The 25,631-nt window shown below is 73.0% G+C and carries 25 protein-coding genes; 16 read left to right on the forward strand and 9 right to left on the reverse strand.

Going from position 1 to position 25,631, the window contains the following annotated elements; genetic code table 11:
* A partial coding sequence (locus VFC33_05540) for an MOSC N-terminal beta barrel domain-containing protein (GenBank protein ID HZR12697.1) occupies positions 1-1,057 on the forward strand: 1,057 nt, incomplete at its 5' end.
* On the opposite strand, the gene VFC33_05545 is transcribed toward VFC33_05540, so the two are convergent.
* Positions 1,039-1,317 (reverse strand): YciI family protein, encoded by a 279-nt coding sequence (locus VFC33_05545; GenBank protein ID HZR12698.1) that lies wholly within the window; start codon positions 1,315-1,317, stop codon positions 1,039-1,041. The two genes, VFC33_05540 and VFC33_05545, sit on opposite strands and share 19 nt — an antisense overlap.
* An 83-nt stretch (positions 1,318-1,400) precedes the next feature.
* Between VFC33_05545 and VFC33_05550 the strand changes: the two genes are divergently transcribed.
* Complete coding sequence (locus VFC33_05550) at positions 1,401-2,219, forward strand: coniferyl-alcohol dehydrogenase (protein HZR12699.1); 819 nt, start codon at positions 1,401-1,403, stop codon at positions 2,217-2,219.
* Position 2,220: 1 nt separating this feature from the next.
* On the opposite strand, the gene VFC33_05555 is transcribed toward VFC33_05550, so the two are convergent.
* Positions 2,221-2,586, reverse strand: coding sequence for a hypothetical protein (locus VFC33_05555; protein ID HZR12700.1), 366 nt, complete (start codon positions 2,584-2,586; stop codon positions 2,221-2,223).
* A 42-nt stretch (positions 2,587-2,628) separates the two neighbouring features.
* Between VFC33_05555 and VFC33_05560 the strand changes: the two genes are divergently transcribed.
* Positions 2,629-3,078: an NADPH-dependent FMN reductase gene (locus VFC33_05560; GenBank protein HZR12701.1), complete on the forward strand. Its 450-nt coding sequence runs from the start codon at positions 2,629-2,631 to the stop codon at positions 3,076-3,078.
* Between the two features lie 54 nt (positions 3,079-3,132).
* Here VFC33_05560 and VFC33_05565 read toward each other — a convergent pair whose 3' ends face one another.
* The 3 genes from VFC33_05565 to VFC33_05575 are packed head-to-tail and all read right to left on the reverse strand — an operon-like array spanning position 3,133 to position 7,012.
* A complete protein-coding gene (locus VFC33_05565; GenBank protein ID HZR12702.1) occupies positions 3,133-3,669 on the reverse strand; it encodes a DUF2269 domain-containing protein in 537 nt (178 codons plus the stop codon).
* Positions 3,670-3,695: 26 nt separating this feature from the next.
* On the reverse strand, positions 3,696-6,221 hold the full coding sequence (locus tag VFC33_05570; protein ID HZR12703.1) for an FtsX-like permease family protein: 2,526 nt from the start codon (positions 6,219-6,221) through the stop codon (positions 3,696-3,698).
* A 2-nt stretch (positions 6,222-6,223) separates the two neighbouring features.
* On the reverse strand, positions 6,224-7,012 hold the full coding sequence (locus tag VFC33_05575) for an ABC transporter ATP-binding protein (GenBank protein HZR12704.1): 789 nt from the start codon (positions 7,010-7,012) through the stop codon (positions 6,224-6,226).
* 204 nt (positions 7,013-7,216) lie between these two features.
* Here VFC33_05575 and VFC33_05580 point away from each other — a divergent pair, with 204 nt between their 5' ends.
* Positions 7,217-8,395, forward strand: coding sequence for a histidine kinase (locus VFC33_05580; GenBank protein ID HZR12705.1), 1,179 nt, complete (start codon positions 7,217-7,219; stop codon positions 8,393-8,395).
* Positions 8,392-9,057: a response regulator transcription factor gene (locus VFC33_05585; protein ID HZR12706.1), complete on the forward strand. Its 666-nt coding sequence runs from the start codon at positions 8,392-8,394 to the stop codon at positions 9,055-9,057. The genes VFC33_05580 and VFC33_05585 overlap by 4 nt, the downstream gene beginning before the upstream one ends.
* A 56-nt stretch (positions 9,058-9,113) precedes the next feature.
* Here VFC33_05585 and VFC33_05590 read toward each other — a convergent pair whose 3' ends face one another.
* Genes VFC33_05590 through VFC33_05600 form a run of 3 tightly spaced genes read right to left on the reverse strand, consistent with a single transcriptional unit; the run spans position 9,114 to position 12,054 of the window.
* Positions 9,114-10,310, reverse strand: a complete 1,197-nt coding sequence (locus tag VFC33_05590) for a cytochrome P450 (GenBank protein HZR12707.1) — start codon at positions 10,308-10,310, stop codon at positions 9,114-9,116.
* Positions 10,307-11,473 carry a hypothetical protein gene (locus VFC33_05595; GenBank protein ID HZR12708.1) on the reverse strand — a complete coding sequence of 389 codons (1,167 nt, stop codon included), beginning with the start codon at positions 11,471-11,473 and terminating at the stop codon, positions 10,307-10,309. Before VFC33_05595 ends, VFC33_05590 begins: the two co-directional genes overlap by 4 nt.
* Positions 11,470-12,054: a TetR/AcrR family transcriptional regulator gene (locus VFC33_05600; GenBank protein ID HZR12709.1), complete on the reverse strand. Its 585-nt coding sequence runs from the start codon at positions 12,052-12,054 to the stop codon at positions 11,470-11,472. The genes VFC33_05595 and VFC33_05600 overlap by 4 nt, the downstream gene beginning before the upstream one ends.
* A 26-nt stretch (positions 12,055-12,080) precedes the next feature.
* Between VFC33_05600 and VFC33_05605 the strand changes: the two genes are divergently transcribed.
* From VFC33_05605 to VFC33_05650, 10 genes are all read left to right on the forward strand, one after another.
* Entirely contained in the window at positions 12,081-13,151 is a 1,071-nt protein-coding gene (locus VFC33_05605) for a phosphotransferase family protein (protein HZR12710.1), read from the forward strand.
* Positions 13,152-13,457: 306 nt separating this feature from the next.
* Positions 13,458-14,735 carry a hypothetical protein gene (locus tag VFC33_05610; protein ID HZR12711.1) on the forward strand — a complete coding sequence of 426 codons (1,278 nt, stop codon included), beginning with the start codon at positions 13,458-13,460 and terminating at the stop codon, positions 14,733-14,735.
* Complete coding sequence (locus VFC33_05615; protein ID HZR12712.1) at positions 14,693-16,300, forward strand: PQQ-binding-like beta-propeller repeat protein; 1,608 nt, start codon at positions 14,693-14,695, stop codon at positions 16,298-16,300. Before VFC33_05610 ends, VFC33_05615 begins: the two co-directional genes overlap by 43 nt.
* On the forward strand, positions 16,297-17,634 hold the full coding sequence (locus tag VFC33_05620) for a trehalase family glycosidase (GenBank protein ID HZR12713.1): 1,338 nt from the start codon (positions 16,297-16,299) through the stop codon (positions 17,632-17,634). Before VFC33_05615 ends, VFC33_05620 begins: the two co-directional genes overlap by 4 nt.
* Positions 17,635-17,638: 4 nt before the next feature.
* Positions 17,639-17,917, forward strand: a complete 279-nt coding sequence (locus VFC33_05625) for a DUF2277 domain-containing protein (GenBank protein ID HZR12714.1) — start codon at positions 17,639-17,641, stop codon at positions 17,915-17,917.
* 11 nt (positions 17,918-17,928) lie between these two features.
* Positions 17,929-18,630, forward strand: coding sequence for a TetR/AcrR family transcriptional regulator (locus tag VFC33_05630; GenBank protein ID HZR12715.1), 702 nt, complete (start codon positions 17,929-17,931; stop codon positions 18,628-18,630).
* Between the two features lie 85 nt (positions 18,631-18,715).
* Positions 18,716-19,495, forward strand: a complete 780-nt coding sequence (locus VFC33_05635; GenBank protein HZR12716.1) for an SDR family oxidoreductase — start codon at positions 18,716-18,718, stop codon at positions 19,493-19,495.
* Positions 19,496-19,514: 19 nt separating this feature from the next.
* Positions 19,515-19,859, forward strand: coding sequence for a hypothetical protein (locus tag VFC33_05640; protein HZR12717.1), 345 nt, complete (start codon positions 19,515-19,517; stop codon positions 19,857-19,859).
* The gene (locus VFC33_05645; protein HZR12718.1) at positions 19,856-21,457 is read left to right on the forward strand and encodes a thiamine pyrophosphate-binding protein; all 1,602 of its coding nucleotides are present in this window, start codon (positions 19,856-19,858) and stop codon (positions 21,455-21,457) included. Before VFC33_05640 ends, VFC33_05645 begins: the two co-directional genes overlap by 4 nt.
* A 9-nt stretch (positions 21,458-21,466) precedes the next feature.
* Complete coding sequence (locus tag VFC33_05650; GenBank protein HZR12719.1) at positions 21,467-22,771, forward strand: ABC transporter substrate-binding protein; 1,305 nt, start codon at positions 21,467-21,469, stop codon at positions 22,769-22,771.
* 6 nt (positions 22,772-22,777) lie between these two features.
* On the opposite strand, the gene VFC33_05655 is transcribed toward VFC33_05650, so the two are convergent.
* Positions 22,778-24,010 (reverse strand): right-handed parallel beta-helix repeat-containing protein, encoded by a 1,233-nt coding sequence (locus tag VFC33_05655; GenBank protein ID HZR12720.1) that lies wholly within the window; start codon positions 24,008-24,010, stop codon positions 22,778-22,780.
* Between the two features lie 385 nt (positions 24,011-24,395).
* Here VFC33_05655 and VFC33_05660 point away from each other — a divergent pair.
* The coding region (locus tag VFC33_05660; protein ID HZR12721.1) for an alpha-(1->3)-arabinofuranosyltransferase family protein at positions 24,396-25,631 on the forward strand (1,236 nt) is incomplete at its 3' end.

The raw sequence follows: 25,631 nt of genomic DNA on the forward strand, positions 1-25,631 counted from the left end.
GGGCCGAGCCGTCCCGCGCCTCCGCGCACGGCTCGGCTTCGTCCCGCTGTTCATGGCTCCCTCGGGCCGAGCCGTCCCGCGCCTCCGCGCACGGCTCGGCTTCGTCCGCGCGTTCGTCGCCGCACGTTCTACCGCCTCGGGTACCGTCGCCGCGGTGGCAGCAGGCCGCGGCGTGGTCGCCGCGCTCTTCCGCTTCCCGGTCAAGTCGATGCTCGGCGAACGGCTCGACCGGGTCAGCGCCGGCGAGCGCGGCTTCGCGGGGGACCGCGCCTACGCCGTCGTCGACCGTTCCGACGGCCGTGTCGCGTCGGCGAAGCACCCGCGCAAGTGGGGACGGCTGCTGGAGATCAGCGCGCGCTACGTCGACGAGCCCGACCCGGGCGGCGTGCGCGCTCCCGTCGAGCTCACCCTGCCGGACGGCACGGCCGTCCGCAGTGACGCGCCCGGCGTCGACGACGCCCTGTCGCGGTTCTGCGGGCGGGACGTCGCGCTCGCGTCGGGTCCGAACGAGGGGAAGGCGCTCGAGGAGGTGTGGCCCGCGATCGACGGGCTCGCGCCCGCGGAGCTCGTCGCGGCGATGAGCGCAGGACGCCGCGAGGGCGACGACCCGGTCAGTGACATCCCGGTCGCGTCGATGGCGCCCACCGGGACGTACTTCGACCTCACCACGCTGCACGTCATGACGACGGCGACGCTCCGGGCGCTGTCGTCGCTCGAACCGACCGCGACGTTCGACGTCCGTCGCTACCGGCCGAACGTGCTCGTGGAGGTCGACGGCGCGGGCTTCGTCGAGAACGAGTGGGTCGGCGCGACCGTCGCGCTCGGCGACACGCTGCGCGCGCGTGTCGACCTCCCGACGATGCGTTGCGTCATGACGACGCTCGCGCAGGACGGTCTCCCGGCCGACCGGCGGACGTTGCAGGCGATCGCGCGCCACAACCGCCTCGAGATCACCGGGCTCGGGGCGTGGGCGTGCGCCGGCGTCTACGGGACGATCACCGAGGCAGGCGACGTCGCGGTCGGCGACCCGGTCACGGTCTACGACTCGTCCGAGTAGATCTCGTTCCACTCGCGCACGTACCAGTTCGCGACCACGCCGTTGCGCACGAACGGATCGCCCGCGACGAACTCCTCGACGGCCTCGCGCGTCGTGAACACGGCCATCGAACCCTCGTTCTGCGGGTCGCCGAAGGTCCCCACCATGAGCAGGACGCCCCGGTCGTGGAACTCGTTCAGGCGCTCGACGTGCGCGGCGAAGTGCGGCGCCGCCCTCGTCGCGACGTCGGGCGCCGACTCGTAGAACATGACGTACTTCACGACGCTCACCCCACTCGCAGACGGTCTGTCACGTCACTACGCTCACGCGCCCGGTCCGGATGGGTCCATTGCAGGGGGAGCAGATGGAAGACGTCCTCGGCTACCAGGGCAAGCAGGTCGTCGTCACCGGAGCGGCGTCCGGGATGGGACGGGCCGCCGCGGGCATCCTCGTCGACGTCGGCGCGAACGTCGTGTCGGTCGACGTGAAGCCGACGGACGCGAAGGTCGCGCTCCATCTCGAGGTCGACCTGCGTGACCGGAACGCGATCGACCGCGCGGTCGCGTCGATCGACGGCCCCGTCCACGCGGTCTTCAGCGTCGCGGGGCTGCCGGGCGCCCCGTTCTCGGACCTCGACACCGTGCTCGTGAACTTCGTCGGGGCGCGCCACCTCATCGAGTCGCTCGTACCGGTCATGCCGGAGGGATCCGCGGCCGCGTGCGTCGCGTCGAACGCGGGCCTCGGGTGGCAGCAGAACCTCGAGAACCTGCTCCCGCTGGTCAGCACACCGGACTTCGAGAGCGCCAAGGCCTACTGCGAGGCGAACCCGGGCAAGATCGCGACGGGCTACTTCCCGTCGAAGCAACTGCTCAACGCGTGGGTGGCCTGGCGTGGCGCGTCGCTCATGGCCGAGCGCGGCATCCGGCTCAACTGCACGAACCCGGGGCCCACGACGACGCCGATGATGCCCGCGTTCGAGGAGCAGAACGGCAAGGAGCTGATCGACGCGTTCATCGGGCCGTCGGGCCGGCGGTCGCTCCCCGAGGAGCAGGCGTGGCCGCTCGTGTTCCTCAACAGCCCGCGCTGCAGCTACGTCGCGGGCGAGGCGCTCCACGTCGACGGCGGGTTCCTCGGGGCGATGACGACCGGGCAGCTGCAGGTCGACATGCCGAACCTGGCCTGACTCAGCGCGACTTCGTGACGAACTTGCGGGCCTCGTTGACGTAGGACGCGCACGTCTTCTCGTCGACCGGCTGCAGCCGCACCCACTCCTTCATCGGCTTGCCGCGGTTCGCGTCGAACGCGAGGCCGGTGCCGTCCGCGATGAGCGCGGCGACACGATCGGCGGGGAGCTTCACGACGAGCTCACCGCGTGTCACGAACGCGCAGAACCCGCCGGAGGTCCGCAGCCCTGTCGAGTGCATGATCTTCCCGCGCTCGAGGCCGGGGTGCTTCGCGACGAGGCGCGCCGCGACCCGCTCGAACAGCTCGTCGACGTCGGCGTGCGCGCTGCCCATGCCCGCGACCTCCAGCTGGTCTCGCGCGTCCACGATAGGCAGGCGCCCGTCCGCGTTCCCGGTCAGCATGGGTGCGTGGAACGGATCCTGCTCGTCTCCGGCAGTCTGCGGCGGGGATCGACGAACACCGGCCTGCTCCTCGCCGCGCGCGACGTGATGCCCGACGGCTTCGCCGGCGTGCTGTACGAGGGGATGCGCACGCTCCCCCACTTCGACCCCGACGACGACGCGGAGCCGCTCGATCCCGCGGTCGCCGGGCTCCGCGGCGCGATCGCCGACGCGCGCGCCGTGGTGCTCTCGACGCCCGAGTACGCGGGCGGGCTGCCGGGCTCGTTCAAGAACCTCCTCGACTGGACGATCGGCGGCCACGAGATCTTCGGCAAGCCCGTCGCGTGGTGGAACGCGTCGACGTCGCCGACGGGCGCGGCGAGCGCCATGCGTCGCTGCGAACGGTGCTCGGGTACGCGGGCTGCGACGTCGTCGAAGAGGCGTGCGCGGACATCCCGGTCCGCCGCGACGTCGTGACGGACGCGGGCGTCGCCGACGACGACGCGGTTCGTGCCGCGGCCCGCGTCGCGCTCACGGCGCTGGTCGCGCATCTGCGCGCGCTCGACCGAACGGTGTCCGGCCCCGGGGCTTGAACACGGAGAGCGCCGTCGCGACGGTCAGGACGACGCAGTGCGCGATCACCGGTCCGTACATCGCGCGACCGGCCGACCCGCCCGTGAGCGCGTCGTGCGCGCCGGCGCGGACGAGCGTCGCGTCCGTCACCACGACGACGACCACGATCGCGATCTTCGCGACGACCCACCAATGACGGACGAGGCCCCAGATCGTCCCCACCGACAGCACCGCGCCGTCGACGAGCGTCACGACACCGAGCGGGATCGTGAGCCAGACCGACGTCTCGATCGTGCGGTAGAGCGCGGATGCGAGCCGCGCGTCGCCCGTCGTCCCCGCGACGATCAGCGCGAACGCGACGAACCCGGCTGCGCCGAACCAGCCCACCGCGGTGAGGACGTGCACGGTGAGCGCGAGCTTGTGCGCGCGCCCGCGGAGCCGGACCCGGCCCGTTCCCTGAAGCGTCACGGTCGCCTGGCGTCCGCCACGCTTCACGGAGACCTCGGGGGTCGACGGGGCGCTCACAGCGCCCCGATCGACTCGAGGACGGGCAGACGTGCCGCGCGCCGCGCCGGACGGACCGCAGCGAGCACGCCCGCGACCGCGCCCAGCACCGCGACGACAGCCAGCTGCACGACGGGGAGCGAGAACGTCCCCGCGCCGGACACGACGGCGAACACCCAGCCGAGGAACCCGCCGAGCAGCAGGCCGAGGACCGTGCCGAACGTCGACGTGATGAGCGACTCGAACCGCAGCACGGACCGGAGCTGCGCGCGCGTCTGGCCGACGGCACGCAGCAGCCCGAGCTCGCGGCGGCGCTCGTACACGGCGAGCGAGAGCGTGTTCGCGATGCCGAGCAACGCGATCAGCACCGCGAGCGCGAGCATCACGTACACGATGCCGAGCATCGTGTTCAGTCCCGCGCTCGACGAGCTGGCGTACTGCGACAGGTCCTGGACGGTCGCGCCGTTGTGCGTCGCGACGGGATCCAGGGCGCGCTTCGCGGCCGCGAACGACACGCCCGGCCGCGTCGACACGAACACGACGGTGTCGGTCGGCTGCGCCGTGTGCCGCGCCCACAGCGAGCTCGGCACGAGCACGTCGTCGAGCAGATCGGCGTGGTCGTAGACGGCGCGAACGGTCGCCTGCTCGCGCGCGCCACCGCCGAACGTCAGCTCGACGCGTGATCCGACGTGCCACCCGTGCGCCGACGCCTCGGACCGCGAGACCGCGATCCCGTCCGGGCTGACCCGCGGCACCGAGCCCGCGACGGTGTCGAACCGCATGACGCGACCGATCTGGGTCGTGTCAGCCACAGACGCGGTCGTCGTCTTCCCGTCGAGGAGGAACGTCGCCTCGCCGAGCCCGACGGCACGCGTCACGACGGGTGACCGCGCGACGTCCGTGGCGACGGACGGGCTGAGTCGCCCGCCGCCGAACGACGGGCTGCTCAGGACGAGGTCCGCGCGCAGGCCCGTCTGCACCTGCTGGTCGAGCGTCGCCTTCAGCGACGCGACGAACAGCGTGAAGAGCGACACGACCGCGACGCCGACGACGAGCGCGGTCACGGTCGCGGTCGTCCGTCGTGGGTTGCGCCGCGCGTTCTGCTCCGCGAACGACGCGGACGTCGGGCGGAGGCGGCCGAGCACCGCGCCGATCGCGTGCGACACCGGGCCGAGCGCGACGGGCGCGAGCATCAACGACCCGACGACCAGCACGAGCGCGGCGGGGCCGGCAAGCGTGATGCTGCCGCCGAGCGCGCCCGCGACCGCGCCGGCGACGCCAGCGGCCGCGAGCGCGCCACCCGCGATGGTCCGGCCCCCGCCGATGCCGGGTGCCTCGGCGCTCGACTCGGCGAGCGCCGCGACGGGCGCGACGCTCGACGCACGACGCGCGGGCAGCTGCGACGCGAGGAGCGTGGCGAGGACGCCGGCGACGAACGCGATGGCGAGCGACGACGTGCGGACGGCGAGCCCGCCGGCGGGGAGTGCGAAGCCAAACGCGTCGAACATCCCCTTGAGGAGCCCGGCGACGCCCAGTCCGGCGACGAGACCGACGAGCGCCGACACGCCGCCGATCGCGAGCGCCTCGAACGTCACGATCGCCCGGACCTGCCGCCGCGACGCACCGACCGCGCGCATCAGCGCGAGCTCGCGCGTCCGCTGCGCGACCGTGATCGAGAACGTGTTGTTGATGCTCAGCGCCGCGACCACGAGCGCGATCGCGGCGAACACCACGAGGAACGCGCGGAGCATGTCGAGGAACGCGCTCGACACGCGGTCGATCCGCTCGTTCGTGAGCTGCTGGCCCGTGATCGCCTGCACGCCCCTCGGGAGGACCCGGCTGACACGGGCGCGCAGCGTCGTGGCGGAGACGCCGCGGTCGGCGCGCACGACGATCGACGACACGCGACCGGGCTGGTGCGTGACGTTCGTCTGCGCGGACGGGAGCGTGAACGCCGTGAACGTGGCCTGGCCGAAGCCGTCGGCGTCACCGAAGGTCGCGATGCCGACGATGCGCACGGTGATCGGCTCCGGCGTCTGCACGGTCGCGGTGTCGCCGACGTGGAGGTCGCCGGACTTCGCGGCGCCGCGGTTGATCACGACCTCGTCGGGTGCGGCGGGCGCGCGGCCCTGCACGAGCCGGTACGGGTTGAGCACGGGATCGGTGATCCAGCTCCCGGCCATGCGGGGCGGGCCGTTGCCGCCGACCGCGGATCCGTCACGGCCGATCAGGAGCCCGTACCCGGCGACCTGGCCCTGCGCGTCCGCGACGCCGGGTACGGCGCGCACGCGCGCGACGAGCGCTTCGTCCACGAGACCGCGGTCGGCGTCGAACTGACGATCGGACTGCACGGCCGTCGCGTTCCGCACGACGACGCTCGTCCCCGCGGACGTCTCCGCGAAGAGGCGATCGAAGTTCGTCTTCAGCGTGTCGCCGAGCACGAGCGTGCCGGTGAGGAACGCGACGCCGATCGTCACCGCGACGCAGATGCCGAGCACGCGCCGGCGGCGGTGCCACACGGAGCGCAGGCTGGTCTTCAGCATTCTCAGGCCCCCAGCTCGTGCGCGCGGTCGAACGCGCGCATGCGGTCGAACACACGCTGAGTCGTCGGCGCGTCCATCCGGTCGACGACGCGACCGTCGGCGAGGAACACGACCGCGTCCGCGAACGACGCCGCGATCGCGTCGTGCGTGACCATGACGACGGTCTGGTCGAAGTCGTCGACCGCGCGGCGCAGGAAGCCCAGCACCTCCGCGCCGGCCCGCGAGTCGAGGTTCCCGGTCGGCTCGTCGGCGAAGACGATCTCGGGTCGCGTGACGAGCGCGCGGGCCACCGCGACCCGCTGCTGCTGTCCGCCCGACAGCTCGCTCGGACGGTGGTGCAGCCGGTCGCGCAGACCGACCGTCTCGACGACGGTGTCGAGCCACGCGCGATCGGGACGAGCGCCACCGAGTGTGAACGGCAGGACGACGTTCTCGATCGCCGTCATCGTCGGGACGAGGTTGAACGCCTGGAACACGAAGCCGATCCGCGTGCGGCGCAGGACGGTCAGCTCGCGGTCGGACAGCTCGGCGAGGTCCTGCTCGTCGACGAGCACGCGGCCCGACGTCACGACGTCGAGGCCGGCCATGCAGTGCAGGAGCGTCGACTTGCCCGACCCGGACGGGCCCATGACGGCGGTGAGCCGGCCGCGTGGGATGTCGAGCGTGACGTCGTCGAGCGCGCGCACCGCGGCGTCGCCGGTCCCGTAGATCTTCGTGGCGTGCTCGGCCCGGGCGGCAGGTGCGGCGAGGAGCGTGCCGGTCGTCGTGCCGGTCGTCGAGGTGGTCGTCATCGTCGGTGGACCTCCGTTCGAGGGGACGTGTCCATCGTGCGGAACGTCCTCGCCGGCGTCGTCGCCCGCCCGTCGGAACCTGCGGTACGCGCCGCGCGGTAGACGCGGGCCGTCGTCCGGGCGCGCGTACGTCGCTCGACGTACGCGCCGATCCGCCGGGCGGCGGATGGCCCCCGCGCCCGCGGTCCCTACGCTGGACGGGTGATGCCAGCGTTCACGGCTGAGCGCCCGCCGAGGAGCGCGCGGGCCCGGACGATCGCGATCGAGGTCGCGCTCGTGGCGGGCAGCGCGCTCGTCGAGCTGGGCGCGACCGCGGTCGCGGCGGGCCACCAGAGCCGCGGCGATCTCGGCGCGGCCGGGATCGCGCTGCTCGCGGCCGGGATCGCGGTGCTGCCGCTGCGGCGGCGCTTCCCGATCGGCGTGCTCGCCGCCACGCTGGCGACGACGCTCGCGTACTGGTCGCTCGGCTACCCGCGCGGGCCGATCTTCGTCGCGCTCGTCGTCGCGTTCGGCTACGTGGTGCTGCGCGGGTTGCGCGCCGCCGCGGTGACCTCGCTCGTGATCGGGTTCCTCACGTTCCCGTGGCTCGGGTACCTCATCGGGCGCGGCAAGGCGCCGCAGTTGCACGTCGTCGGCGCGCTCGCGGCGTGGCTGCTCGTGCTGCTCACGGTCGCGGAGCTGATCCGGAGCCGCCGGGAGCGGGCACGAGAGGCGGAGCGCTCACGGGTCGAGAGCGCGCAGCGGCGTGCGAGCGAGGAGCGGCTGCGGATCGCGCAGGAGCTACACGACGTCGTCGCGCACAGCATGTCGCTCATCAACCTGCGGGCCGGGATCGCGCTCCACCTCATGGATCAGGACCCGCAGCAGGCGCGCGCCGCGCTGACGACGATCAAGGACGTCAGCAAGGTCGGGCTCGTCGAGCTCCGGTCGATCCTCGGCGTGCTGCGACAGGCCGGCGGTCCGGACGACGGCGCGCCCCGGATGCCGACGCCGTCGCTCGACCAGCTCGACGTGCTCGTCGACCGGGCGCGCACGAGCGGTGTGCGCGTCCGGCTCGACGCGGACCCCGACCTGGGCGCGCTGCCGAGCAACGTCGACCTCGCCGCGTACCGGATCGTGCAGGAGTCGTTGACGAACGTCGCGCGTCACGGCGAGCGGCCCGAGGCGGACGTGCGTCTGCACCGTGACGGCGACGCGCTGGAGATCCGCATCGTGAACGCGGGGTCGCGACAACGGATGACGCGTCACGCGACGGACGGCGGCTCCGGGATCGTCGGCATGCGGGAGCGGGCGGCGTCGGTCGGCGGGGTGCTGGACGCCGGGCCGCGCGCCGACGGCACGTTCGAGGTGCGGGCGCGACTCCCCGTCACGCCGGGATCGTGATCCGCGTCCTGCTCGCCGACGACCAGGGCCTCGTGCGCGCGGGGTTGCGCGCGCTGCTCGACGCGGAGGACGACATCACGGTCGTCGGCGAGGCGTCGGGCGGTGACGAGGCGGTCACGCTCGCACGCCGGCTCGTGCCCGACGTCGTCCTGATGGACATCCGCATGCCCGGTGTCGACGGGATCGAGGCGACGGGCGCGATCGCGGCCGACGACCGGCTCGCCGATGTCCGCATCGTGATCCTGACGACGTTCGACCTCGACGAGTACGTGTTCGACGGTCTGCGCGCGGGCGCGAGCGGATTCCTCGTGAAGGACACGGAGCCCGTCGACCTGTTGCGGGCCGTGCGGACGGTCGCGGCCGGCGACTCGCTGCTGTCACCACGCGCGACGCGACGGCTCGTCGAGGAGTACGCGCTGCGTGCGAAGCCGACCCGTCACGGCCGGAACCTCGAGGTGCTGACCGACCGCGAACGCGAGGTGCTGAGCCACGTCGCGGCGGGGTTGTCCAACGAGGAGATCGCCGAGGTCCTGGTGATCAGCCCGGCGACGGCGCGCACGCACGTCAGCCGGGCGATGACGAAGCTCGGCGCCCGCGACCGCGCGCAGCTCGTCGTGTTCGCCTACGAGAGTGGTCTCGTCCGCCCCGGCTGGGCCAGCTGACGTGCGCCACAATTGTGGTTCAGCGCGCTCTACGAGCGCGGAACCACAATTGTGGATCAGCGCAGCACGACGGGCAGGGACTCCAGGCCGCGGACGAGCGTCGAGCGCGTCCACCGGGGATCGCCGGCGACCGCGTACTCCGGGAACCGCGCGAGGAGCTCCTCGAGCATGACGCGCCCCTCGAGACGGGCGAGCGCGGCGCCGAGGCACATGTGCTCGCCGAACCCGAACGCGAGATGCGCGCTGTCGACGGGCCGCGTGACGTCGAAGCGGTCCGCAGTCGGTCCGTAGACGGTCTCGTCGCGGTTCGCCGACGCGTACAGCATCACCAGCCAGTCGCCCGCGCGGACCGGGGTGGCGTGCACCTCGGTGTCGCGCGTCGCGGTCCGGCCGAAGGCCTGCACCGGCGTGATCCACCGGAGGCACTCCTCGACCGCGCTGCCGATCCGCGCGGGTTCGCGCGCCAGCAACGCGCGTTGCTCGGGATGCTCGAACAGCGCGAGCACGCTCCCGGAGACGAGGTGACGGGTCGTCTCGTTCCCCGCGACGAGGAGCGTCAGGCAGTACCCGACTGCCTCCGACGTCGACACCCGGCGACCGTCGACGTCGGCCGTGACGAGCTCGGACACGACGTCGTCGCCCGGGTGCGCGCGCCGCTCCTTCACGTGCTCGACGAGGAAGCGATGCAGCGCGGCGAGATCGTCGACCGCGGGCGTCTCGGCGTCGGGAGTGCTGATCGCGGCGTCGGACCAGCGGCGGAAGTCGTCGCGATCGCCGTGCGCGACGCCGAGCAGCTCCGCGATGACGAGGACCGGGAACGGCGCCGCGATCGCGTCGACGACGTCGACGGCGTCCCCCGGTGCGAGGGGGTCGAGCACCGCCCGCGCCTGCTCCCGGATGCGCGCTTCCAGACGGCCGACCGCGCGCGGTGTGAACCGCCGGCTCACCACGCGGCGCCACACGCCGTGCCGGGGCGGGTCCATGTGGATCAGCGACCCTTCGATCCCGCCGCCCGCGCGCAGCGGGTCGTGCACGAGGACGCCGCGTCCGGAGCAGAACCGCTCGGGGTCACGGCTGATCTCGCGCACGTCCTCGTAGCACGCCACGGTCCAGGAGCTCGGCGCGAACCGGTGGACGGGCGCCTCGCGCCGCAGCCGGGCGAGCAGCTCGTAGTAGTCGTCGCGCGTGAACAGCCCGATCTGTTCGGGGTCGACCCGGAGCTCGCCCGGCCCGTCGTCGACGGAGCGCGTCATACGAACGAGGTCTCCTCGCTCAGCCCGAGCTCGGGCCACGCGCCGACGACCGCCGTCTGCAGGTTGCCCCACCCGCGCCCGCGACCGACGGGATCGTCGACGCGCACGACCGCGTCGCGGATCTGGTGGATCCGGTGCGCGGTCCGCACGTCCGTGCAGTCGGGGATGCGCTCGCCCTCGACGTGCAGCGCGCCACGCCACTCGCCGTGATGGTGACCGTCCAGGCCGAAGTACAACCCCGCGCCGAGGTGGAACCCGGTGTCGCCGACCGCCTCGACCTCGATCGGCCGCGACTCACCGCGGGCGGTCGTCGCGTGCAGCGTGCCCCCGAGCACGCGGCGGTTCGTCGGGTCGAACCGCAGCTCCGGCCGCAGCGCGACGAACGGCTCGACCCCGCCATCGGCGCTCTCGACACCGCCCTCGAACATCTCCTCCTCGTACCCGAACGCGCGCAGCTGCCGGTGCTGGTGATGGATCGCGTAGCGCGACCCGTCGCCGCGCTCGAGCAGCATCGGGCTCCACGAGAACCGGAACGACACCCCGGCCGTCAGACCGGAGCGCTCGACGTCCTCGGGCGGGAGGCCGACGTCCTGGCGCACACCCCAGGAGTGGTCCCGCGTCGCGAACCACGTGTCGGGCGCGATGCCGTGCCGCTCGCCGTCGACCTCGACCCAGCCGGACGCGACGCCGACGTGGTGGTAGCGCAGCACGTCGACGTCCACGCGCGTGCCGCGCCGTGCGCGCTGGCGGTCACGTCGCTCGAGACGTGGGGGCACGACCCCCTCGAACGTCCAGTCGAACGCGATCGGCACGACCTCGTTCGCCTCGCAGCGGAACCGGATCACACGCAACGGCTCGACGACGTCGTAGCGGATCGGGCCGACCCCGATCGTCTCGCCGTCGTCGCTCAGTCGCCGGCTGCCGCGCACGGTCCACTGCTCGCGCCCACGGGAGACGCCGGCGTACCCGTCGAAGACGTTCCGGTTCGCGTACTTCCCGACGCCGAAGCCGACTTGCAGGCTGCCGTCGCGCGCCGCCGCCATCGCGCACACCTTCTCGGTCCACGACCGGTCGGACTGCGCGACGTGCGCGTGGGTCTCGACGATCTGGTGCGCGAACCACTCGTCGGCCGCGACGAGCGGGCCGTCATCCGACGCGCTCACGACGCCCGCCTCGCGCGCCGGCGCTCACTCGCCGGGAACCCGACCGACGCGTGGAGCACGCGCAGCAGCGCGTCCGGATCGCGGCGGGGGACGAGGAACTGCGACATCGCGACCCGCAAGAGGACCTCCGCGACGTCGCCCGGCGTCGCGCTCCCCGAACGGACCGCGGGCGCCTGCGCCAGCGCGTCGCCGACCAGGCGCTCGAGCGTCCGCCGCTGGACGGGCAGCGCCCGCCGCATGCGCTGCAGGATGAAGCCGGGCTCCGCGGTGACGACGGCGCGTGTGGCGCGCTCCGACTGGAACGAGACGATCGCGCGCAGGACCGCGTCGATCCGGTCGGCCGGCGTCGTCGCGTCGCGCAGGGCCTCCTCGAGTCGCTCGTCGAAGCGACGCTGCTCGTGACGGGCCAGCGCGCGGAGCAGGTCGTCCTTCGTGGAGTAGTAGCGGTACAGCGTCATGCGCGCGACGCCGGCCGTCTCCGCGACGTCGCGCATCGACAGTCGCGACTCGCCGCGCCGCGCGAGCACCTCGAGCGTGGCGTCGAGGATCCGCTCGCCGGTGGGGACAGGTGTGACAGACACCGGCAGAAATGTAACATCAGCGGCGCATGGCGGCCCTCGCCCGGCGCGACGACGCGGACCTCGCACGCGGTCTGCAGGCGTGGTGCGGGCAGCGTTGGCCGGACGCGGCGTGCCGTGTCACGGGGATGGCGCGCCCGAGCGCGGGCTGGACCAACGAGACGCTCGTCGTGCATCTGGCGAGCGACGGCCGCGTACCCGAGCAGGTCGTCGTCCGGCTCCCGCCACCCGTGCCGACCTGGCCCTCGTACGACCTGGCCGCGCAGGCGCGCGTCCTCGACGCGCTTGCGCACGGACCGGTCCCGGTCCCCCGCGTGCTGGCCTTCGAGGCCGACGCCGGGTGGCTCGGCGACGCCTTCCTCGTCATGTCGTACGAGGACGGTCACGTCGGCGGGGAGGCACCCGCGCTCGACGCCTGGATCACCGACCGCCCCGTCGCGCGACAGCGCGTGCTGCACGAGGCGTTCGTGGACACGCTCGCCGCGGTGCACCGGTTCGACTGGCGCGCGCACGGGCTGGGCGACGCGCTCCGCGGCGGTCACCGCGGGCACGGCGGTCACGGCGGCGCGACGCTCGCCGACGAGGTCGCGTGGTGGCGCGACTACGTCGACTGGGCCGCGGACGGCGCCCCGACCGCCGGGCTCGCCGACGCGATCACCTGGTGCGCCGAGACCGTCCCGACGAGCGACACACCGCGCTCACTGTGCTGGGGCGACGCGCGCATCGGCAACGTCGTGTTCACCGACGACGGGCGTGTGCGCGCGGTCCTCGACTGGGAGCTCGCCATCGTCGGTCCGGCCGAGTCGGACGTCGCGTGGTACCTCGTGCTCGACGAGCTGACGACACGCTTCGTCGGGCGGAGCGTCCCCGGCTTCCTCGCACGCGACGAGCTCGTCGCGCACTACGAGCGGCAGCTCGGCCGCGAGCTCGTCGACCTCCCGTGGCACGAGCTGTTCGCGCTCACGCGGTCGGTTGCGATCAACGAGCGCCAGGCCCGCCTCGCCCAGGCCGCGGGCGTCGCGTACCCCGGTGTCGCGGGCGACGCGAACCCGGTGCTGCGGGCGCTCACCACGCGGATCACGCGCTTCACGTCCGGCTGACGGTCGCTCGCGCGATCGCGGGCACCCGGCCGTACGTGGGTCGAGCTCACGGCTGGCGGCGTCACCCTCGGCGGGGAGCGCGCGCCGCGCGGTCCCGCGGGACCGCCCGCCGATGTCACTCACGCTTCACTGAAGCACCAGTCGGTCGTGGACCGACTCACGCTTCATCGAAGCGCGAGACGGTGCGCGACGAGCGCACGCCGCTGCACGGCCCGGGCTTCCCCGCTCACCCCGTCACCATGTCCAACCGCGAGCCGTCGCGATGCGCGTTAGCGTTCCGGCGGCGGCATGCCGGGGGAGGGTCGGATGCGCAGTGCGCTTCGCACGCTGGTCGTCGTGCTCGCGGTGCTGGGGGCGGGGTGCGGGTACCTCGCGCAGACCGGCCACCGTCCGCCGCGGAGCCGCGACCACCGCTACTTCGTCTACTGGGACCAGAACGAGGAGCAGGACGCGCTGTCGATGCCGTCGGGTCGCATCGCGCAGCTCATCCCCCCCTGGGACCCCAACGGGCAGATGTGCATCGTCCCTGACGGATCCGGCCGCTTCGTCGTCGGCTACAACCCGACGCTGCCGAGCCAGCACAACCCGGGCGGCCTGAAGCCGTACAAGCAGCCCCCTGTCGGCGAGGCGCTGTACGACCGGCACGGGCGCTTCACGGGCCAGACGCTCTTCGTCCCCGGCCCGTACCACCTCCCGGGCCAGACCGTCGGCGGTGACATCCCGCCCGACGTCGCCGGCGGCGGCGCGTTCAACGACAACGGCACGATGACCGGCTGCGCGTTCGACCACGAGGGCAACCTGTTCGCGTCCGACATCGGCACCGCGCAGGGTCAGTTCCCCCCGCCCGACGACGGGCGCGTCATCGAGTGGTTCGCACCCGACTACACGAAGGCGTGCGTCGTCGACGGGCCGACGTCGGGTGGCGTCGGGCCGCACCACGTCGACGGCACCGGCGGGCTGCGCCAGCCCGGCGATCTCGCCGTCGACGCGCACGGCGACCTGCTCGTACCGGAGGCGGGCGCGGTCGACGCGCACGGGCTCCCCGCCGGTCGCGTCCTGCGGTTGACGCACGCGTCACTCCCCGACGACCCGAACGACTGCGGCGCCGACGGGCTCTACCCGCGTGCGCGCCTCCAGGCCTCGGTGTTCGTGCAGGGCAGCCTCGCGAACCTGCCGTTCCCGATCGCGATCGCGCGCGACCCGGTGTGCCACTGCTGGGCCGTCGACACGACGTTCGGCGATCCGGCCGTCGAGTGGTTCGACGACGCCGGCCGGCCGGTGCCGGGACACGGCACCGTTCCCGGCGAGACGTTGAGCCAGATCGGTCAGAGCCCGACCGGCTACAACCCGTTCGGGCTCGCGTTCGCGCCCGACGGCACGCTGTACTTCACCGACATCCACATCACGTGCTCGGGCGTGCTGACGAACTGCGGCCCCGCGAGCAAGGCCGGGCGCGAGATGCGCGTGCCGATGGACGGCGCGCAGCCCGGCACACCGGTCGCCGTCGCCACCGGGTACGACTTCCCCACCTCGGTGACGACGTGCGATCCCACGCGACACGTGTGCCCGCGCCCGGTCGGTTGACGCGCGCCCTTCGCACGGTTGCCGCGATCGTCTCCGTCACCGCGCTCGCAGGCTGCTCGGCGATCGTCGGCGGGATCGGCGGGATCGGCGGGACCACCGCGATCGGCGGCGGCCGTCGCCATGCGCCGGGACCGTGGGACTGGCCGGGCTACGGGCAGAACCCGCAGCACACGTTCGCGACCCGCACGACGCTGACGCCGGCGCAGGCGCCGACGCTGCGCGAGGCCTGGGAGCTGCGGACCGGCGACGCGGTGACCGCGACGCCGACCGTCGTGAACGGCGTGGTCTACGCGGGTTCGTGGGACGGCTGGTTCTACGCGGTCGACCTGCGGACGGGCGCGCTCCGCTGGAAGTTCCCGCTCGACGCCCAACCGGCCGTCTCGCCACAGCCGGGCGTGACGCCCCGCGACATCACGTCGGACGGCGGCATGGTGACGTCGTCGGCGTGGTACGAGCCCGGCGCGCGCGGCCGTCCCGATCTCGTGATCTTCGGCGGCGGGTACACCCTGTACGCGCTCGACGCGCATACAGGCGCGCTCTTCTGGAAGCACGCGTACACCGGCCGTCCCGAGCTCCCGCCTGACCCGGTGCACGACGGCACGCGCATCTTCTCCTCGCCCGTCGTGACGGACGGCAAGGTGATCTTCGGCGTCTCCGCCGACGGCGACCGCGGCCGGCGCGGCTACATCGCGGCCGCGAGCCTCGCGACGGGCGTGCCCGTGTGGACGCTCGAGACCGACCGCGACGCGACGGGCGCGATTGCGAACGACGGGTGCGGGAACGTCTGGTCGTCGGGAACGCTGCTGCCGCGCGCGGGGCTCGTCGTGTTCGACACGTCGGACTGCCACTTCTCGAACGACCTCCCGCTCAGCGAGTCGATCGTCGCGGTCCGCGTGCGGGACGGGAGCGTCGCGTGGTCGTACCGGCCGCCCCGTCACGACGCCAGCTGCGACCTGGACTTCGGCGCGACCGTGAACGCGGGTCTCGACCGTCGGGGCCGGGCGACGTTCCTCGGGGTGGGCGGGAAGGACGGCACCTACTACTCGCTCGACCCGCGCACCGGCGCGCCACGATGGAGCACGAACGTCGTGTTCGGCGGGTTCTCGGGCGGGTTCATCGGGACGACCGCGTACGACGGCACGCACGTGGTCGGGTCGACCGCGCTGGGCGACTTCGGGCGCTTCGAGAGCAACGGGCCGACGGTCTGCGACCCCGCCGATCCGCACGACGTCGCGCTGCAGGAGCCGACCGTGCACGCGTTCGACACCCGGACCGGCGCGGTCACGTGGCAGGCGACGGGCGCGGCGTCGTTCGCGCCGACGACCCTCGCGGGCGGCATGACCTTCAACGGACGCGCGCTCGCGGACCAGGTCCAGGTGCGCGACGTCCGCACGGGCGCGCTGCTCGCGTCGCTCCCGCTCCAGGCACCGAACTGGTCCGGCATCGCGGTCGTCGCCGACACGCTCGTCCTCGGGACGGGCGCGTCGCAGCAGGGCTCGCCGGACGGCATCGTCGCGTTCACGCCGGACGGGCGCGCGCCGCTCTCGTCGCTCCGCGCCCCTTGACCGCCGGGACCGCGGACGCGCGCGCCGACGAGCTCGCGCGTCGCGCGAACGAGGTGCTCGACCGCAACCGGCGCGGCGACTGGACGTGCCCGGCGGCCGGCATCTACCCGCACCAGTGGCTGTGGGACTCCTGCTTCGTCGCGATCGGGCTCGCGCGCGTCGATCCCCGTCGCGCTGCCAGTGAGCTCCGCGCGCTCCTGCGCGGTCAGTGGACGAACGGGATGCTCCCGCACGTCGTGTTCGCGCCCGGCGTGCGCGACGCCGGCAGCCGGCGGCTCTGGCAGTCGGCGCGCGACCCGCGCGCGCCCCGAACGGTCGCGACGTCGTGCATCACCCAGCCGCCCCTGCCGGCGCTCGCCGCGCGGCACGTCGCGGACGCACTGCGGCCCGACGACGCGCGCGCATTCCTCGCGGGCGTCGTGCCCGCGATCGTCCGGTACCACGAGTGGCTCTACCGCGAGCGCGACGTGCGGGGTGACGGCTTCGTCGCGCTCCTGCACCCGTGGGAGTGCGGGCTCGACACGACGCCGTCGTGGATGACGTTGCTCGCCCGCTGGGGCGGCCCGTGGTACGTGCGCGCGACGCTCCGTCTGGGTCTCACGCACGTGGTGCGGTTCTTCCGGACGGACACCCGCTACCTCCCCGCGGCGCAGCGCGCCCGGGACGACGACGGCCTGCGCATGCTCGCGCTCGCGCGCGTCGCGAAGCGGCACGGCTTCGACGCGCGCCGCATCGCTGCCGCGCGCGACGGCCTGCTCGTCGAGGACCTCGCGTTCAACGCGCTCCTCGTGGTCGCGAACGAATGTCTGCGCGACCTGTGCGCGCGGCTCGGGACACCGCTCGACGGTGACCTCGCACGCGACGCGACACGGACCGACGCGGCGCTCGAGATGCTGTGGGACGACACGCGCGGTCGCTACTGCTCGCGCGACGCGCTCACCGGCGAGCTGCTGGACGCCGCGACCATCGCGGCGCTGCTGCCGCTCGCGTGCGACGTCCCGAGCGCGCGCGTCGAACGGCTCGTCTCGTTGCTGAAAGCGCCCGGGTTCGCACCGCGACATCCCGTCCCGAGCGTTCCGACCGACGCGCCGGGCTTCGACCCCGAGCGCTACTGGCAGGGCCCGACGTGGGTGAACACGAACTGGATCCTCGTCCGCGCCCTCGACCGGCACGGCGAGCACGCGCGCGCCCGGCAGCTCGCACGACAGACGCTCGACCTGGTCGCCGCGCACGGCTTCGCCGAGTACTTCTCGCCGCTCACCGGCGAGGGCTTCGGCGCCGCGGGCTTCTCGTGGACCGCCGCGCTCGTGCTCGATCTTCTCGCCGTAGTCTGACCGCATGTGCCGGAACATCACCGAGCTGCGCGGCCTCGAGCCCTCCGCGACGCGCGAGGAGATCGAGGCCGCGGCCCGTCAATACGTGCGCAAGGTCTCGGGCATCACGCGACCGAACGCGGCGCTGAGCGCGACCGTCGACGACGCGGTGCTCGAGATCGCCGACATCACCGAGCGGCTGCTCGCGAGCCTTCCGGAGCGGAAGCAACCGCCGAAGACGGTGCCACCGCTGCGACGCCCCGAGGTGCGCCGGCGCCTCGGTCTCGCCCCGTTCGCGGGCTGACCCGCACGGGCATGGCGCGGGGCGACGGATCCGCCGGCGACGGGTCGCGCGGCGAGGTGCACCGTCGCGTCCAGCGGTCGCTCGACGCGCAATACCGCGCCCGTGCCGAAGAGGTCGAGCGGTTCCTGCGCGCGGGCATCGACGTCATCCGCCGGACGGACAGCATCGACCCGCGGATCACCGACATCATCGAGCGCAGCGGACTGTCGAACAAGGCGTTCTACCGGCACTTCTCGAGCAAGGACGACCTGCTCGTCGCGATCCTGCGCGACGGCCTGCAGCACACCGTCGACGAGCTCACGGCCCGCATGGCCGCGCTGCCGACGCCCGACGAGAAGGTCCGCGCCTGGATCGAGGGCACGCTGTCGCGGTCGCAGTGGCCGCACGGGATCGCGAACACGCGGCCGTTCATCCTCATGGGCTACCGCCTCGCCCACGACTTCCCGGACGAGTGGCGGGAGACCGACCGGCGTGCGCGCGCGCCGCTCGTCGACGCCGTCGCCGAGGGTCGGCGCGACGGCACCTTCCCCGACGCCGATCCCGAACGGGATGCCGAGGCGATCTACCACCTCACGATGGGCAAGCTGCACGCGTCGACGATCTGGTGCGTCGTGCCGAGCGACGACGAGGTCGACGCGCTCGTGACGTTCGCGCTCGCCGGGCTCCGCCACGGGCGCCGGCGGCGCCGCCGCGCTGCGCGGCGGACCCGGTGACGCTTGCGCCTGTCCGGGGCCCGAGAATAGCTTTCTCCGAAGCGAGAAGCGTCTTCTCTCAGGTGGGCGACGAAGGGGGGTCGTCGTGGCGCTCGACGCCTTCGACGTCGGCGGGCGGGTCGCCGTGATCACCGGCGGCGGCACCGGCATCGGGCGCGCCACCGCCCTGCTGTTCGCCGAGGCGGGCGCGCCCGTCGTCCTCGCGAGCCGGAAGGTCGGGAACCTCGACCGCGTCGCGGCCGAGGTGCGCGAGCGCGGTGGGCACGCCCTCGTCGTGCCCACCGACGTGCGCGACCCCGAGCAGTGCCGCGCGCTGGTCGAGCGGACCATCGCGGAGCACGGGCGGATCGACGTCCTCGTGAACAACGCGGGCGGGTCGCACTCCTACCCACTCGAGAGCTGGACGGTCGACGCGTGGGAGAACATGCTCGCGCTCAACCTCCGCAGCGTGTTCCTGCTGTCGCAGGCGGCCGCGGCGCACATGGTCGAGCGGGGCTCGGGTGCCATCGTGAACGTCTCGTCGGGTGCGAGCCAGCTGGGCCTCCCCTACGTCGCGCCGTACGGCGCGGCGAAGGCGGGGGTCAACAACCTGACGAAGACGCTCGCGGGCGCGTTGACGCCGAAGGGCGTGCGCGTGAACTGCGTCGCGGTCGGCGCGGTCGCGTCGGAGGGGTTCGTCCGCGAGATGGAGCGGATCGGCCGCGACCCGGACGAGGTCGGCGGCATGTCGAACGCGGTCGGGCGCGCCGGGCGCCCGGAGGAGATCGCCTACCCGATCCTGTTCCTCGCGTCGGACGCCGCGAGCTTCCTCTCGGGTGAGACGATCTACGTCGGCGGCGGTCCCCACGTGCCGGCCATGTTGTGAGGCGTCGGAGGCGGTCGGTATGGACGGGCGTCAGCGTGCGTTGCTCCAGCGGGTGCGGGACACGCTGCCGCCGCGGCTCAACGCCGGCATCCTCATGGGCGACGGCGGCTTCTGCGCGCTCGGCTGGATGCTCTTCAGCGCCGGATTCCACCCGATCACGCTCTACGCCAACACGATCGGCGTCGTGGATCCCGAGGTCGGAGGTCCGGCAGTCGACGTCGTGGCGCGCACGTACGGCCTGACCCGCGACGACGTGATCGCGATCGGCGAGCTCAACGACGCGACACCTTCCGGCACACGCGTGGACGCCGTACGCCGCGCGCTCGACGACCTGCTCGCGCGCGAGGCGGAGCAGGCTCGATGACGGCCGTCGTCAGCGCGGGCGAGCTCATCGCACGCGCGCTCGTGCGCGAGCACGTCACACACGTGTTCGCGCTCGGCGGCGGCCACATCGACCCGACGTGGAACGCGGCGAAGGCCCACGGCATCACCGTCGTCGATGTCCGGCACGAGGGCGCGGCTGCACACGCCGCGGAGGGTTGGGCGCTCGCGACGGGCGAGCCGGGCGTGTGCCTCGTCACCGCGGGACCCGGGTTCACCAACGCGCTGACGGGCATCGCGAACGCGCACAACAACGGGTCGCCCGTCGTGTGCATCGCGGGCGCCGCGACGTTGCGCGGGCAGGACGCCGGCGAGGTCGAGAGCCTCGACCAGCTCGCGCTCGCGCAGCCGGTCACGAAGTGGGCCCGGCGCGTGTACCACGCCGACCGCGTCGCCGAGTACGTCCACGCCGCGTTCCGCGCCGCGACCACGGGCCGTCCCGGGCCCGTGTACCTCGAGGTCCCGATCGACCTCGTGCACGCGATGGTCGATCCCGACGCCGCCGCGGTCGCGTACCGCCTCGACGCCGGCGCCCGCGGCGGCGGGCCCGACGACGGGTCGATCGCTCGCGCCGTCGAGCTGCTCGCGGGCGCGAGCCGGCCGGCCGTCGTGGCGGGCAGCGGTGTCTGGTGGGCGCACGCGGGCGACGAGCTGCGCGCCTTCGTCGAGCGGAGCCGGATCCCGCTCGTCACCCGCCAGGCCGCGCGCGGGCTCGTCCCCGACGACCATCCGCTGTGCTTCGGCAACGACTGGCAGAACGTCGTCTACCAGGCCGACGTCCTCCTCGTCGTCGGCAAGCAGCTCGACTACTTCTTCGGCTACGGCGGCTTCGGGCATCTCGACCACTTCATCCAGATCGACGTCGAGCCGCGCGAGATCGGCCGCAACCGCGCGCCGGTCGACCTCGGGATCGTCGCCGACGCGCGTGCCGCGTTGCGGCGGCTCACGGAGAAGGTCGACCGGCTCGACACCGCGGACTGGGTCGCCGCGCTGCGCGACCAGGCCGACAGGATCGCCGCGTCCAAGGCGGCGCTCGCCGCCTCGGACGACGTCCCGATCCATCCGCTGCGCGTCTGCCGCGAGCTCGCCGCGTTGCTCCCGCGTGACGCGACGGTCGTCGCCGACGCGAGCAACATGTTGATGTGGGCGAACGCCTGCTTCCGCGCGTACGAGCCGGGCCGCGTCCCGAGCATGGGGAACCTGGGCTGCATCGGCAACGGCATCGGGTACGCGCTCGCCGCCGCGTGTGCCCGCCCGGGCACGCCGGTCGTCTGGGTCGTCGGCGACGGCTCGTTCGGCTTCCACGCGATGGAGCTGGACACCGCGGCGCGGTTCGGGCTCCCGATCACGACCGTCGTCCTCAACAACGGCGGCTGGAGCGGACCGTGGATCCCGCTCGGCGTCCGTCACTACGAGGCGCTCGCGCCGGGGTTCGACGGCGAGGGGATGCTCGTCGAGCGACCCGACCAGCTCGTGCCGGCGCTGGAGCGCGCGCTCGCCGCGCCGCACCCGTCGATCGTCAACGTCCTCGTCGACCCCGCCGCGGAGTACTTCCCGGGGCGGAGCTTCCGCACCTCGTGAGGTGATCGCATGCGTGCACGCGTCTCCGCGCTCCTCGTCGCACTCGCGCTCGTGGCGGCCGCGTGCGGCAGTTCGGGATCGTCGAGGTCGTCGAGTGCGTCGTCGTCCACGAGCACGACGAACGCAGGAGCGGGCGGGACGTTCCCTGCGGTGAGCCAGCCGGGCGTGACGCCGACCGAGATCCGCGTCAGCGGGCTCGTCGACGCGACCGACCCGACCGGTCCGGGGTACCGCTCCGCGTACGACGGCGTGCAGGCCTACTTCGACATGGTGAACAGCAAGGGTGGGGTCTACGGGCGAAAGCTCGTCATCGCGCACCGGCACGACGACCAGCTCGCGAACGACCGGCGCGAGGCGGAGGCGATCGTCGACCAGGACCACCCGTTCGCGGTGCTGCCCGTCGCGACGGTGCTGTTCACCGGGGCGGACATCCTCGCGAAGTCGGGCATCCCGACGTTCGGCTGGAACATCCAGGACGAGTGGGCGGGGCCGCCCAACTTCTTCGGTGAGGTCGGCGCGCTGTGCATCGGCGGCTCCTGTCCCGACGTCTCGCTGCCGTGGGTCGCCCAGCAGCTCCACAAGAGCCGGCTCGGCGTCATCGCGTACAGCGTCGCCCAGTCCGCCGACTGCACGGACGGGATCAAGGCGAGCTTCGACAAGTACCCGACGGCCCGGATCGCGTTCCTCGACAAGAGCCTGTCGTTCGGTGTCACCGACTTCAGCGCCGACGTGAAGAAGATGCTCGACGGCAAGGTCGATCTCGTGACGACGTGCATGGACACCAACGGCGTGCTCGGCATCGCGCGCGAGATGCGCCAGCAGGGGATGCAGGCGATCCACTACCTGCCGAAGGGCTACGACCAGGACTTCATGTCCAAGAACGGCGGGTTCTTCGAGGGCTCGATCGTCGCGACAGAGGTCGCGCCGGTCGAGACGAAGCCGCGCTTCGCCGCGCTCGACGACTACGTCACGTGGATGGGCAAGGCCGGGTTCAAGCTGACGGAGAACGCCGAGGTCGGCTGGGTCAACGCCGACCAGTTCGTCACGGGTCTGCGCGCCGCCGGCCCGGACTTCACCCAGCAGAAGGTGATCGACGCGATCAACCGCGAGACCGCGTACGACGCCAACGGCATGGTGGGGCCGATCGACTGGACTCGCCGGCACACCGAGAAGCTCCAACCGCCGTGCATCGCGTACCTGCGCGTGCACGACTCCAGGTTCGTCCCCACGTTCTCGCCCGGGGGCAAGCCGTTCACGTGCTTCCTGACCCCACCCGCGAGCGTCGCGTCGGCGAAGCCCACGTTCCGCGAGTAGGTCGCGTCACCAGGAGGACAGGACGGTCCGCGACGCCGAGACGACCAGGGGCGCGCCGATCCGGTTGCCGGAGTCGGTCACCTGGCGCGTCGGCGGGTACTTGTACACGGGGTCGTACGGCGCGTAGTAGACGGGCGCGACCGCGTCCGGGAACGTGTTGCCCGTCACCGTGACGTTCGTCGCCGACTCCAGGCTCACGCCCGAGATGCCGCGGTCCGGTTGGACGGGCTGCACGTTGCTCTCGATGACGACGTCGCTCGTGCCGTGGAAGTAGATGACACCGCCGCCGGACTGGCTCGCGCCGGCGTCGCTCGTGTTGCCGGTGACGGTGAAGTCGCTGCGCACCCCGGGGTCGCCCCAGACGTGGACGGTGAGCGCCCGTCCCGTCAGGTGGTTGTTCACGATCGACACGTCCTGCGTCTGCGCGGGCGCGCCGCCACAGGAGAGGAAGAACAGCCGGCCCGGACCGACGATGTTGTTGCTGAACGTGATGTGGCGCTGCGCGGACTCCGACGAGTTCGGCTCCATGTCGATCGTCGCACGGCGCGTCTCGCTGATGATGTTGTTGTCGAACGTCACGTACTCCCCACCCGCGACGGTCCAGCCCTGCCGGCCGTTGCGTGTGAAGGTGGAGTTCTGGACCGTGACGTGGCTGCTCGGCGCGCCCACGTACACGAAGTCGCCGTACACGTCGGACGCGTGGACCCGGTCGAGCACGATGTTGCGGGTCCCGCCGATCTCGAACGCGTGCTGCGCCTCCAGGTCGGCGACGTACGAGTCGTCGTACGTGCCCGCGTGCGGGTTCGCACCGACGACCGTGAGGTTCTGCACCAGGATGTCGGAGCCGTCGACGAACTTGAACTGGCTCCGGGTGCGCGCGGCCGACGGGCCGAGCTCGCGCCCGCTCGTCATCGCCTTGAACGTCGCGCCGTTGCCGTCGAACGTGAGGTGGTTGCGGTCCTCGATGCGCAGCGTCCGGTCGATGCGGTAGCAGCCGTTGGGCGCGAACCGCAGGGTGGACCCGTCGCCGACCGACGCGATCCACGCGAGGAGGTCCGCGGTGACGTCGCGCGAGCAGTCGCTCGGGATCGACGCCGGGGCGGAGAACGTGCCGACGGGCCGGGCCGGGGCCGCCAACGGCGCCGGGGTGCAGGCGGCCACGCCGGCCAGGAGGGCCGCGGCCGCGGCGAACGAGACGGCGGTGCGCAACGAGCGCGGGCGCGCGCCAGGGACTCGCACGGGGACGTCCTTTCACGTCGCAGGAGTAGCCACGCGACGTGATCCCCCCGCCGGATCACGTCACGGAGAGTGATCGGCGGCACGGTCGGCGAGTTGAGGGGTGCGCCGGCGGTCGGCCGCCGAGGTGAGCCGCTCTCGCGGCGTCCGGCGAAGGAACCGGCCGATGAGGGTGCGTTAGTGTGACCGGCCGCCCGGCGTGGCGGGCGGCCACCGGACGGGCACCGACGCGCGCGAACGGCAACGCGAGACGGCAGCGCGAACGGCAGCCCGGGCGTGAGCCCCATCGAACGAACCGGCGCGGCGGTGTCGGAGGAAGCGGCACCAGCCGCGTGAACCAGCAGGGCCGGGGCCCACGACCCGCGGCCACGACGAGGCGGGGGCGCCTGTGACCGAGCTCCGGACCGGGCTGCGCGAGCTCGGTGGGACGCGGCCGTACCCGGACGGCACGCCGTCGGCGGAGCGCGACGGGCGGATGCGCCGGTGGGGCGGCTACGGCCTGCTCGCCCTCCTCGCGTACGTGCCGCTGCTGCTCACCCAGCCCGGGAAGGTCGCGGCCGACACCAAGACGTACCTGTACCTCGACCCGGGCCGCTTGCTGTCGCAGGCGCCGTCGATGTGGGACCCCAACATCGGGTTCGGGACCGTCACCCACCAGACGATCGGCTACCTGTTCCCGATGGGGCCGTTCTACTGGATCCTCGAGCAGCTCCTCGGGCTGCCGGCGTGGGTGTCGCAGCGGCTCTGGCTCGGGTCGCTGCTGTTCGCGGCCGCGCTCGGGATGCTGTTCCTCTTCCGGGTGCTCGAGGTCCGCGGCCCGGGCGTGGTCGCCGGCGCGCTCGCGTTCATGCTGACGCCGTACGTCCTCGACTACTCGGCGCGCATCTCGGTCATCCTCGGGCCCTGGGCCGCGCTCCCGTGGATGGTCGGGCTCGTCGTCCTCGCCCTGCGGCGCGGCGGCTGGCTCTACCCCGCGCTGTTCGCCGTCGTCGTCCAGCTCGTCGGCGGCGTGAACGCGACCGCGCTCCTCTTCGCGCTCATCGCGCCCGCGCTCTGGATCCCGTACTCGGTGTGGGTGACGCACGAGACGTCGTGGCGGCGCGCGTGGGAGGTGGTCTGGAAGATCGGGCTGCTGACGCTGGTGACGTCGCTGTGGTGGATCGCCGGGCTGTGGGCGCAGGGCAGCTACGGGCTCGACATCCTGAAGTTCACCGAGACGGTGCAATCGGTGTCGAAGACGTCGTTCCCGAGCGAGATCATGCGCGGGCTCGGGTACTGGTTCTTCTACGGCCAGGACAAGATCGGCCCCTGGACCGAGTCCGCACCCGACTACACCCAGCACATCTGGCTGATCCTCGTCAGCTACGCGATCCCGACGCTCGCGCTGCTCGCGGCCGCGACGATCAAGTGGCGGTACCGCACCTACTTCGTGCTCGTGATGCTCGTCGGCGTGGCGATCGCGGTCGGCGCGTCGCCGTACAACAACCCGTCGGCGGTCGGCGCGCTGTTCAAGGCGTTCGCCAACAACTCGAGCGCGGGGCTCGCGTTGCGCAGCACGGGCCGCGCCGTGCCGCTCGTCGTGCTCGGCATCGCGGTGTTCCTCGCGTGCGGCGTGAACGCGGTC

This window comes from Acidimicrobiia bacterium (assembly GCA_035651955.1).
Lineage (GTDB): Bacteria > Actinomycetota > Acidimicrobiia > IMCC26256 > JAMXLJ01 > JAMXLJ01.